Origin of the sequence: Paenibacillus sp. FSL R5-0341, assembly GCF_037975235.1 — a bacterium.
Lineage (GTDB): Bacteria > Bacillota > Bacilli > Paenibacillales > Paenibacillaceae > Paenibacillus > Paenibacillus amylolyticus_A.
The window spans coordinates 985758-997165 of record NZ_CP150241.1 but is presented as its reverse complement, the minus strand read 5'-3'; the positions used below and the strand labels follow the sequence as shown (position 1 = coordinate 997165).

Here is an 11408-nt window from a genome sequence, read left to right as displayed (position 1 = left end):
CACTCTCCTTCCATTGTGGAAAAAGCCGCGGCCATTCGGCCACGACTCATTTCGCTATATATATAAATTTAGAACAAACTGCATTTCACGCAGATATATTTAATGGGAAGATTAGCTTTTCGATCTTCCTTATTGCACTTTTATTTACCGGACTTGCTTCCGATATTCACACTGCCTGTCAGACGGATATCATCCGACGCGCTGCCGACATACACCTGGACTTTACCCTTAGGCATTACCCATTCATGCGATGTTTCATCCCAGTAGGACAATGCGCTGCGATCCAGTTGAATGTTAACCCGTTGTTGCTTGCCTGCCTTCAGATCGACCTTCGCCCAGCCAGCAAGTTGTTTCTCTGGTGTCTCCACTTTGGTTGGCAGATTGCCCACATAGACCTGTACGACTTCTGCACCGGTAACCTTACCGGTATTGCGCAGGTTCAGGGATACTTCTACGGTTTCTTTGTCACCTTTGCCTGTGTTTTTCACATGCAGATTACGATAATTAAAATCGGTATACGACAGTCCGTGTCCAAAGGCGAACGCCGGTGTCATGCCTTCTTTGTCATATCCTTTGTACCCTACAAAAACACCCTCGGAGTAGTTACCCACCCCATTCACACCTGGGAATTGTTCCACAGTGGATACAGGGGTCTGGGAATCATCTGATGGGAACGTCACCGGCAACTTACCAGATGGATTCACATCACCGAACAGCACACGTGCCACTGCATTACCTTGTTCCTGACCTGCGTACCAAGCCTGAAGGATGGATGGCACTTCTTTTTGCCAGGAGTCCATCTCGACAGCGCGACCACTCATTTGCACCACGATCGTTTTCGGATTGGCTGCCGCTACTTTGCGAATCAGCTGCTCCTGATTATTTGGCAGTTCCAGATCAGAACGATCTACATAACCTTCACTGTCATACGTACGTGTTACCACGACGGCAACATCTGATTTTTTCGCCAAATCGACTGCTTTTTGCATTTTGATATCAACAGCGTCTTCTGGAGCTTCCCAGCCAAAACGAACCTGTGCGCCCATATCATGATTGGACTGTAACGGGAAATCGGTACGATACTCAATCCGAATATCGTGGGACTCGCCTTCTTTGAACGCGATTTCTTTCTTTGTTGTACTCAATGTTTCACCTTGATTGTCTACAAGTAACTCATCATCCACATACAGTTTCGCAGAACCGAGACTCGTCAGGGAAAGTTTATATTCACCCGTTTGAGGCGCCGTAATTGCCCCTGTCCAACGAGCGGACATTTTGGCATTGAACTTCGTTGGTGTCACTGGAAGCTTGGAAGATTGTGCATTAAAACCTTCATAGTTGTAGAATCCAAGATTCATGTTGACCTGATTATCTGTACGTACCAGAGAAGGGTTACCCTCCATGTCTGTATTCGTCCAGTATTCCGCACGCAGACCGTATTCCGCACGATCTGTACCATAGTCTCTTTCACTTTCCCGAGCATCCCCAGGCGATAAAAGAGTGGAAGGTACGGCCGATGGTCCATTAAATGCATCTCCTGCGGAGATTGGATCGGTTCCGGCTGCATATTTAACATCCACACCGTTTCCGGCACGGTTACGAATGCCTTGCAGTGGACTTACGGTATACGTCGGGTTAACCAGACTGCTACCTCCACCAGCAGCAGATGCGTTATCTGCATCCGGTCCGATGACAGCGATGGATTTCACATTTTTCTTGGAAAGTGGCAGTGTATTATCGTTGTTTTGCAAAAGAACCATGCTCTCTTCCGCAATTTCACGTGCCTGTTTGCCGTCTTTCTTGGCATTGATTTGTGTATTCGTTACAGGGTTATCGAACAGCCCTTTATCAAACATTTGAAGCAAGATGCGTCTAACCTTCTCATCAATGGTTTGCTCGCTGACTTCGCCATTGTTCACGGCTTCCAGCAATTTGTCTCCCCATTTGCCATACGGCTCCCCAGGTGTCTCCAGATCCAGACCCGCATTGGCGGACTTGGCTGTGCTGAAGTTTGCACCGTAGTCACTCATGACGAACCCTTCGAAGCCAAACTGATCCCGAAGGACATCCGTCAGCATCTCCTTGTTCTCACAAGCATATGTACCGTTCACCTGGTTAAATGAACACATGGCCGAACCGAGATCCGCTTTTTCGACCATCGCCTGGAACGGACGTGCATAGACTTCCTGAATGGCACGTTCGCTGGCTGTTGCATTGGTCGTGAAACGTTCCGTCTCCTGGTTGTTCAGGATATAGTGCTTCGCAGTAGCGATAACCGGATTACTTTGAATCCCGTCCACATACGCTGCACCCATACCGGAAGCCAGTAGCGGATCTTCCCCGAGTGATTCGAAGTTCCGGGAACCCCATGGTGTACGTGCAATGTCCAGCCCAGGACCAAGCACTACATTATGTGTTGTATCATGTGCTTCCTGACCGATCAGATCGCCATATTTCTTGGCAAGATCGGTATCCCAGGAAGCCGCAAGGGCGATCGGTGCAGGCAGCGCCGTGGACTTTTTGTCCTGCACATCCGGGTTGGCTACACGTACCCCTGCGGGTCCATCTGCCATCTGTAATGCCGGAATGCCGAGGCGCTCCAATCCATCATTATAGAAACCATAATAGTTATTGACTTTACCGGTTACGAATCCAACTTTCTCCTCCAGCGTCATCTCCTTGAGCAGCAGCTCGGTGCGTTCCTTCGCAGTCAAGGATTTGTTCATCCAAGGACGATCGGCCCCGGATTCCGCCTCCGCGGCGAAGGCGTGTAGCGGCATAGCCGCAACCGCCACGATGATTAATAGCATAAACCATCGTTTGAGGAAAATCAGATTGAGTCTTCTGTTCATGTTGTAAGCTCTCCTTCTCTCTTGATCATTTTTCTTGTGCACATATTGAATACATGTATACAAGGGAATGCAAACTGGCTTGATCCCAGTCTTTCAAGCATTCAGGTCGTCCTGCACATGGCTTCTGAAACTGCAGCCTGCAAGCAAGTCAGCAGATTTCGCTTCCTAACGTTAACCGACCTGATTGCGAATTACATCCCCTTAAATTTGGTAAAAGACCGTTTGGAGCGAGCCTAGTTCTTTGGAATCACCATATTCATAATTCAGATAACATAACAAGAAAACGAATTATTTACATTTCCGTAACTACTTTCGAACAAATTCTTTACTTTTAAAAACAGTCGGTTCGACCCACTCCCGATCAACCAATTAATGCAATTAATTATCAGATTAAGGAATATGCCGACGCGTTCTGGGTCCTAAGTCTATTTGAAACCGGAACCAATCCGTCCGATTGAAATATCCGAAAATATAAAAGCAACTGAGGTCCCTTTTAACAGGTTCTTCAGCTGCCTTTATGTTGGAATTGCTCCATATTGTCCACTTTCCGTCCATGATTCTTGTTCTACACTCGTTATATTGAGATTCGAAGTTACATTAAAATCGGAGTAGCAAATAAAAAACCGCCCCAAGAGGGGCGGCTCACTTCTGTTCAATCACTTCTAGTTCTGTAATTGTGCAAGAATCTGCGGGTCCTTGATCTTTTTATCTTCGGCGAGCAACATCACCTTGGACAAAATCTCAGCTGTTCTCGGATCTTCATCCAGGAATGGCAGGAAGATTCGCCCCCGATGCTGACTGTGCACCGGAACAATATGAAGTGCACCTGTAGCTTGTTTGAACACATTACCACTCCCCAGATGAACAGCATACTCACCCAATTCACCATCAATTCGTGCGTAATTCCCGTCCAAACGTACATTGTCGATCTTCAGCAGACGCAACGACTCGTTCACAATGACGTGACGCATCTCGATTGTTGTCAGGCTGGCTTCCGGATCTACGCCTCCCACATGTGCAACGCTGACCACCAGATCGATATCACGCATAACTTCCGAGAAGAACGTCAGCGGCACATCTTGCAGCGCTACAGATTTGTAGCTCTTACGATCGTAGAACTGCACCGTCTCCAAGGTAGGTGCCTCGGTATCTGCTGGTGAGAACCAATCTGCCATGGCATAGAGATTCGCGATCAGATTGTGCTCGTAACTTACCTTCTGCAGACCTTCCTCATAACTGACAGTCCATTGGCGTCCTTTAAGCAGAGCTACTGCTTTTTTCGGTTGAATCTGATACCCGGCGTATCGACGAGATACCGTACCATTAGCCAATTCGTCCTCGTTAGGAAGATACAGCTCACGGAATACCTGCTTGAACGGCTGACGCTCCTGACGGGTGAACAGATCCCGCTGGAATTCACTCCAGCTTCCGCTCTGATACAGATGAAGCGGATGAGCAATCAACAGTTGATCCTGTTCCGATAGTGCATGGTTCGTACCCTCCGGCCCAGGAGCAACCAAACCATTGGATGATACATCGAATCGTCCCGTCTTGTCACCTGACTGAAATATAAGCGTTCTTACCAGCGGATGTATAACCGGATTTTGCATCAGACTGGCAATTTCCTCACGTGTAAAGGATGTTCCAGCAGTCATCGAACGTTCCAGCTCCTGCCGTGCCCGGCGATACTGATCCACCAGATCCGATTTGAGCTCTTTCAGTTCAGCGATATATCCATCTTTTTTGAACCGGGCAGGTACAGATTTGAGTGTCTTGCCTTTGCTAACGATAACCATTTCGGGTTGGCCTTCCTCATCAATGACCAATTGTGCTGTCGTGTCAGCATCCAATGCATGAGGTTCAAAGAAGGATTTCATCTCATCCAACTTACGTGCTTCCATGTCCCACATCAGCCGCGTAACATCAGCATAACCTGCATTACGAGCGAGATTGCCCAGTGCAATCTGTGATGCTACACCTTCACTGGCACGGCGTTGTGCACCGAATTGCTTGCTCTGCAACAGAAACTTCTGAATGAAGTCGTATCGCTCACGCAGATCCTGTTCCCGATTTACGGCGAATGGGATCAAACTGTAGGTTAACAAATGATCCTTGTTTCGCTTGTCTGACACGGAATCACGCATATCGTCCAATCGAAGCTTGCCCAGTGCAGCATCTGCGAACAATTGGGATCTGCGGTGGTTAGCTCCCCCGGAAATGTACTTGGCGCAATCGTATAAAAGATTGAACCGTTCCTCCCCGACAGCAGCATAGGCTTCTTCAAACCAAGCGATATCAAACGCACCTTCATTAAAGTCCTGTGGTGAGATTGGAGAATAGTGGGCCACGATGGTTTCTTTCTCCGCAGTAAAGCGTTCATTGATATGGGCATGGAAGTACCATGCCGCACTGCGGAGACCTTCCCATCCCAGATGTTTTGCAACAATCTCCATCCACTGCGGGGCGTACATAGCCGCTTCCAGCAATTTTTTCTCATTCACCGGATACTTCTGGAGTAATTCTCCAAGACGCTTCTCATCTTCTCCATCCCGTGGATGACAATTCTGAATTAGATAGCTAAACGTCTCTTTACGTGTTGTGTTGTCCCCATAACTGTAGATATATCCACGGACAAATGTATCCTGATCCATCGCCGAGACCAGATGTACCCAGTGTTCCATGCCTTCAATTCGTTCCAGTTTCATGGCAAGTGTACTTACTTCTGTAGAGAGTTCTCCCCGGGTCAGCTCGATCTCCAAAATCCGATTAACGACCGTATCCCGTAAATGAATCAGCTTGGGATCACTTGCGATCACTTCTGTACGAGTGGATGTTAAGTCCCGAATAAACATCAGACGATTCCCACCGACCAGAACCTGTCGATATATCTCCTGTTCATCAATCAGGTTCAGCTGGTACGCGCGCAGGAAATCTTCAAGTGACAGCAAGGACAACGGTTGACTATTTTCTACAAGACTGGCGAACTGGTAGGCTGTCTGGAAGAAACGTTTGAAGCTGTTATCGTCATGGATTTTGCCACGAACCACATAATTCCAAGGCCCAGTCAGAATATGAAGCATGCCTGACTCTTTCTCGAGTCGATCAGCAGGCATACTCGCGATGATGGAGGCCCAGGTTTTCTCAGCTATTTCAAACGCGTCGATCGGATCGCTATCCAGAAATGCCGCCGATATCAGTGCCACTACCTGATCCTTATATGTTAACGAATCCAGCATCTGCTGCAGCTTTTCGATGTCATCCAGAGGATAGGTCTGTTCAGCAAACGTCTTGCGCCAGCCTTCCAATAACGGAATCTTTTGCAGTTCTTCATAGCCATACTGATCATGGAAGTAACTGTAATGGTCACTCAATTTGCCATTGAAATCCCGGAGCTGTATAACCATGTATAGCTGCATCAGTTCCACACTGCTAAACCCAGCATGTTGAATAAAGTTTTCCCATATGTCATGTAGCGGGAACTGTTCCATCTGCTTCATTTCATTCCGCTCTCCATACGGAACCTTGGAGCGAAGACTCGCTCCGACTAACAACGTGTCTTTGTAGCCAGCATAGTACTCCACTTCATACTCATGATCCCTGTGTTCATGCACTAATTCATCGAGCCCCTGCAGGAATGGTCTGGTCTTATCCAGAGAAAGTGTAAAGATATCCTTCGGACTGTGGCCTTTAAGGTCACGCTTCTCATCCAGCAATGGCTCACGTCGCTTCGGATCGAATAAATTAAACCCATTAGCGGCCGTATAGCGACTCCCCTGATCCGTCAGCTTGTCGAGCAACTTCTGTTCCTTCGCGGTTGGCGTCTCAATCAGCTGTGCCAATGGCTGCAATTGCTCCTGCTGATCTGCCCGATCCGGATCTGCCGCAATCTCCGTCAACAATTCGAGCGCGCCTAGACGCTGCAACTCACTCTTGGCCTGCAAAAGTCGCTTCAGTGAAACCGTCAATTGGTCCACGGGTTGTAGTAACAATACATGGATGACCTTCTGACGAAGTGAGCCTGTCTTGAGCTTCATCAGCGCCTCCATCTGTTTCATCTCTTCAACCGTCAACGTGAGCTGCTTCGCCTTGGAGAGCGCACTTTCCCGATTACTGATGCTTTTATCAGACAAACTCTCAAACACAAACTGTCTTTGCACCTCATTATCGGGATGCTGAACAAACTGGGACAACAGTTCCCCGCGCAGTTCTGGGCTCAAACGGTCCTTGATTGCGATGACTTCGCCGATCCATTCCGGGTCCATATCATAAGCGGCCAGATATAATAATTTCTTCACTACATCATCCGTATCAATCCGGTAGTGAACATACTCAAGTACACCCGATGGTCCACCTGATCCGCCTTTTGGAATGACAGCCAGCATCTGTTTGAATTGATCAAAGTCCTGACGTCTCAATGCCTTATCTTCAAGCGCAGGCAATGGCCACACGTAGACACTACGCTGATTCTCTCCATTCTCGAAACTCCAGTTGTACATATACATCGCATCATAATTGGTCACAATCCAGTGCATCAACTCAGCATCTTGCGCCTCCAGATAACGACGTGCAATGTGCAAACGAAGCTCTCTGTTCTGGCTGTTAGCCAGTACGTATTGGGCAACAATCTTTTGATATAATTGGCCTTGATTCATAATCTCGATGATCTTGCTCGTCAGTTCATTCTCTTCAATGACCGCTGTCGCCCACAAGCTGATAAAGAGCTTGTTGGCGTTCGCTTCCTGCTGCCAGGATTCGCGCACTTCTGGTTGCACAAGCGCCTCATACGCCTGTTCAATGAGCTGTGCAGCAACACGCTGATTGGCTGCTTCTATGCCAATTCCCGTCCATACGGCGAGTGCTCTTACCACCGAACTGAAACGGATCAGGTTGTTGTCGATGATGATTTTTAATATGTAAATATAGGCTTCCAGTGTTCCTTCATCCATCCGCTCCACGATGCTTTGGCGCAGCCCTTCCTGCAACCTTGCTGCAACGAGCAGCTCACCCACCATCTGATAGGCATCCACCTGATCGCTCATGAATATGCCTTTGATCATTTCATGGGTTAACAGCGCCGTCTGATTGTCACCATAGATAATATCGTGCAATGCCTGCTTCATATCTCCGCCCTCATGATCCAGTTCATATGCGATACAATCCGCCAGAACCCAACGGATCTCGTGCAGATAATCCAGCTTGTACTCACGCAGTGACACATATTCACTCAGGGAGAAATTCTTCATTTCCATTCGGAACAATCCCATCAGTTTGCGGATGACCTGTTCTACATGTTGCTCCGGATCGGATGTGCGGAAAGGCCGACGTTCATAGTGGTTACTATATGGAAAACGAGTCGCACGCTCAGCGATATAACCGAATCGTGCAACCAATGACTCGCTCGCCAGATGCCGGAGCACATCCAATAGTGGCTGGAATAATGGTTGCTGCGTTTCTGCAGCCAGCCTTTCAAGCAACTTTTCTGTATTCAAAAACATCTTTTCGTCTCCACGCAAATACGTAGACCCGGCGATCTCCACAACATAGTTTGCCAGCTCAAGCTGTACCCCTGTTAACGACTTGGCTCTATCCTGCAATTCATCCATATACACCTGTACTTGATCTTCCTGATTCATCCTGTTCTCCTCCTTCATCGTTCTCTACCACAGACGTCCGGCAAGCATTGTAAAACGAACAAACACCACGTTGTCGCCGTCCTGTATAACCATGGACTTGTCCAGTTCCTGCAATTCTTCATCGTTGAGAAACACTTTGTACAACCCATCCTCATAGGCGGTTATAGCTGTCTCCATCGCACCATTCAGATCAGGGATGCCCTCATTGTATACTGCGCCAAACCCAACTTTCCCCGTCGCTCCCTGCGTCTCAATCTCATCCGGCATGAGGTAGGCGAGTAATTCTGCCTGTTGCTTCTTGTCCTGAAGAGCTTTCACTTGCAGAGCCACCATATTCTCAATGAGCTGCCTCAGCGTATGGGTTGTTTCCGGAAGTTCGGCAGCTTGTTTGGCAAGTGCCGGCTTGCGCTTACCTAGACTTTTTACCGTTATCCATATGTTCACCGTGTTCCCTCCCTATGTCCTGCCCTATTTGAAGAAGCTTCCATAAGCCCCGATATCTATACCACGATGCGTAATAACCTAAACTCGAAACTGTTATCGGCCTCAAAATATAATCAAAAATACGTACATATGTACCCCTAATAAACATCATAACTAAAATTCAATCCATATTCATGAGCCAATCCTCATGTTTACGTGGAACCACGGAACTATGGCCTACTTGCGTACATATACGCAAAAAAAGCTGCACAGTCTCATATAAATATGGGACTGCGCAGCCGCTAAGCTACGCTTAGAGCAGATTATGACACCTGTTACCTGTAATCTGTAAGAATCATCTCGCCAATCGCAACGGTCGAATGGTTACGGCTGCTGTCTTGAACCCAGGCATTCGGCAGAACGGGTCCAGCTCCGGTCGGGTTGCCCGATTCACATTCTGAACGCCACCCCAATGCATCGGTACGAACAAGGTATCCTCCCGAATGGAATCCTTGATTCGCGAACGAACCGTGAAGCTCCCGTACACCGATTGAATCTCGACCCACTCTCCATCGTGAATACGATGACGAGCAGCGGTAGCCGGATGAAGTTCAACGAAGTTCTCCAATTCACGGGCTGCCAGCGCCGGACTACGATGTGTCTGCACCCCTGTCAGATAATGAGGGAGCACACGCCCATTGGTGAGAATTAAGGGGAATTCCGGTGATATATCGTTCCAGCCTGGACTTGATTCGGATGTGAATGCGGCTTTGCCGTCCGGGTGAGCGAATCGTTCACCGAACAGTAGTCCTTCTCCCTGATCCTCGAGGGCAGAACACGGCCAATATATCCCTTTCTCGTTACGCAAACGCTCGTAGGTAATGCCATAGTAATCAGCGACTCCACCACGACTCGCCACCCGAAGCTCATTAAAGATATCCTCAGCACTGTCATATTCAAAATAAGAATCTTTGCCCAGTTGCGCAGCAATCCGGCATAATATATCCCAATCATCAAGCGTTTCTCCTGGTGCAGGTCGCCCCTGTTCACGCAGCAGAACACGCCCCTCCAGATTGGTCAGTGTACCTTCATTCTCCATATAAGACGTAACCGGGAGAACCAGATCAGCCATTCGCGCTGTCTCGGATAGAAACATGTCTGCCACGATCAGAAAGTCCAGCTTGCGCAGACCTTCTTCCACCAAACGCACATTGGGATTGGATACAACCGGGTTGGAGCCCATCACAAGCAATCCCCGAATCTCCTGATCATGAATCTTCTCCATCATCTCATAGGCCGAAACCCCTTTACCCGGTAAACTTGCAGGGTCCACGCCCCAGACGGATGCCACATAGGCACGATCAGCTTCATTTTCAATGGAGCGATAGCCCGGCAGCTGGTCAGCCTTTTGCCCATGCTCCCGTCCGCCTTGCCCATTACCTTGACCTGTGATGGCACCATATCCGCAGCCTTCTCTGCCAATTTTGCCAGTCGCCAGCACGAGGTTCAGAAAGTGTCTGACAGCCATATGCCCATCTGTCTGCTGCTCCACACCACGCGCTGTCATGATCATACCGGTCTTTGCCTCACCATAAGTCATCGCCGCCTGACGAATCAGGGCCAGATCCACCCCACATGCTTGTGCCGCCTGTTCAAGCTGCAGATCAGCCAACCCTTGCATTAATTGTTCGTATCCATGCGTTCGTTCGCCTATAAAATGAGGGTCTGCCAATCCGGCATCCATAATCACCTTCAACAGGGTATCCGCTAGCAATGCGTCCATGCCGGGCTTGACCTGCAAGTGGAGATCGGCAATGGCTACAGTTGCCGTCTTGCGGGGATCAATAACGATAATGAATGTCCCGTTCTCCTTGGCCTGATTGAAGTAGGGCAACAGGGTAGGTTGGCATTCCGCAATATTGGTTCCTGCGAGTACAATGCAGCCCGCCTTGGGAATATCGGACAGACGGAACGTCAAGCCACGGTCCATCCCGAACACTTTACTGCCAGCTGAAGCTGCAGCTGACATGCAAAACCGTCCATTATAGTCGATATACTTCGTACCCAATGCAACCCTGGCAAATTTGCCAAGCAGGTAGGCTGTCTCATTGGTCAAAGATCCGCCTCCGTATACTCCGACTGTATCTGCTCCGTATGAGTCTTTCAATTGCCGAAACCGCTCTGCAATGGTCTGAATGGCTTCGTCCCAGGAACAGGGTTCAAGCTCGCCATTGCGACGAATTAACGGATGCATTAATCGTTGCCCACTGAGTGCATGCTGATGAGCATTCATGCCCTTCACACACAGCCTGCCCTGAGAGGCTTCATTCGGAACGCCCTGAACGGTATACTCACCACGACGCTGGCCTGCGACAGGTGCAGCCAGTTCTTCAACAGTCATCTTGCATTGCACACTGCAATACGGACACTGAGTTTCCTTTACATAGAGCCTGGAGGCTGTTGGTTCTGAACTTACGGATAATCCCATCTTCCATCCCCG

The 11408-nt window shown here is 48.7% G+C and carries 4 protein-coding genes; all 4 read right to left on the bottom strand.

All coding sequences use genetic code 11. The features are described from left to right. Nucleotides 1-140 precede the first annotated feature (140 nt). The 4 genes from MKX75_RS04450 to MKX75_RS04435 all read right to left on the bottom strand — a co-directional run bounded on the left by MKX75_RS04450 (nt 141) and on the right by MKX75_RS04435 (nt 11396). Nucleotides 141-2852 (bottom strand): glycoside hydrolase family 3 C-terminal domain-containing protein, encoded by a 2712-nt coding sequence (locus tag MKX75_RS04450; RefSeq protein WP_339168566.1) that lies wholly within the window; start codon nt 2850-2852, stop codon nt 141-143. Nucleotides 2853-3514: 662 nt separating this feature from the next. Beyond that, nucleotides 3515-8485 carry a DUF4132 domain-containing protein gene (locus MKX75_RS04445; RefSeq protein ID WP_339168564.1) on the bottom strand — a complete coding sequence of 1657 codons (4971 nt, stop codon included), beginning with the start codon at nt 8483-8485 and terminating at the stop codon, nt 3515-3517. 24 nt (nt 8486-8509) lie between these two features. Next, nucleotides 8510-8929 carry a hypothetical protein gene (locus MKX75_RS04440; RefSeq protein WP_339168562.1) on the bottom strand — a complete coding sequence of 140 codons (420 nt, stop codon included), beginning with the start codon at nt 8927-8929 and terminating at the stop codon, nt 8510-8512. Between the two features lie 334 nt (nt 8930-9263). Continuing rightward, nucleotides 9264-11396 carry a molybdopterin oxidoreductase family protein gene (locus MKX75_RS04435; RefSeq protein ID WP_339168559.1) on the bottom strand — a complete coding sequence of 711 codons (2133 nt, stop codon included), beginning with the start codon at nt 11394-11396 and terminating at the stop codon, nt 9264-9266. Nucleotides 11397-11408 lie beyond the last annotated feature (12 nt).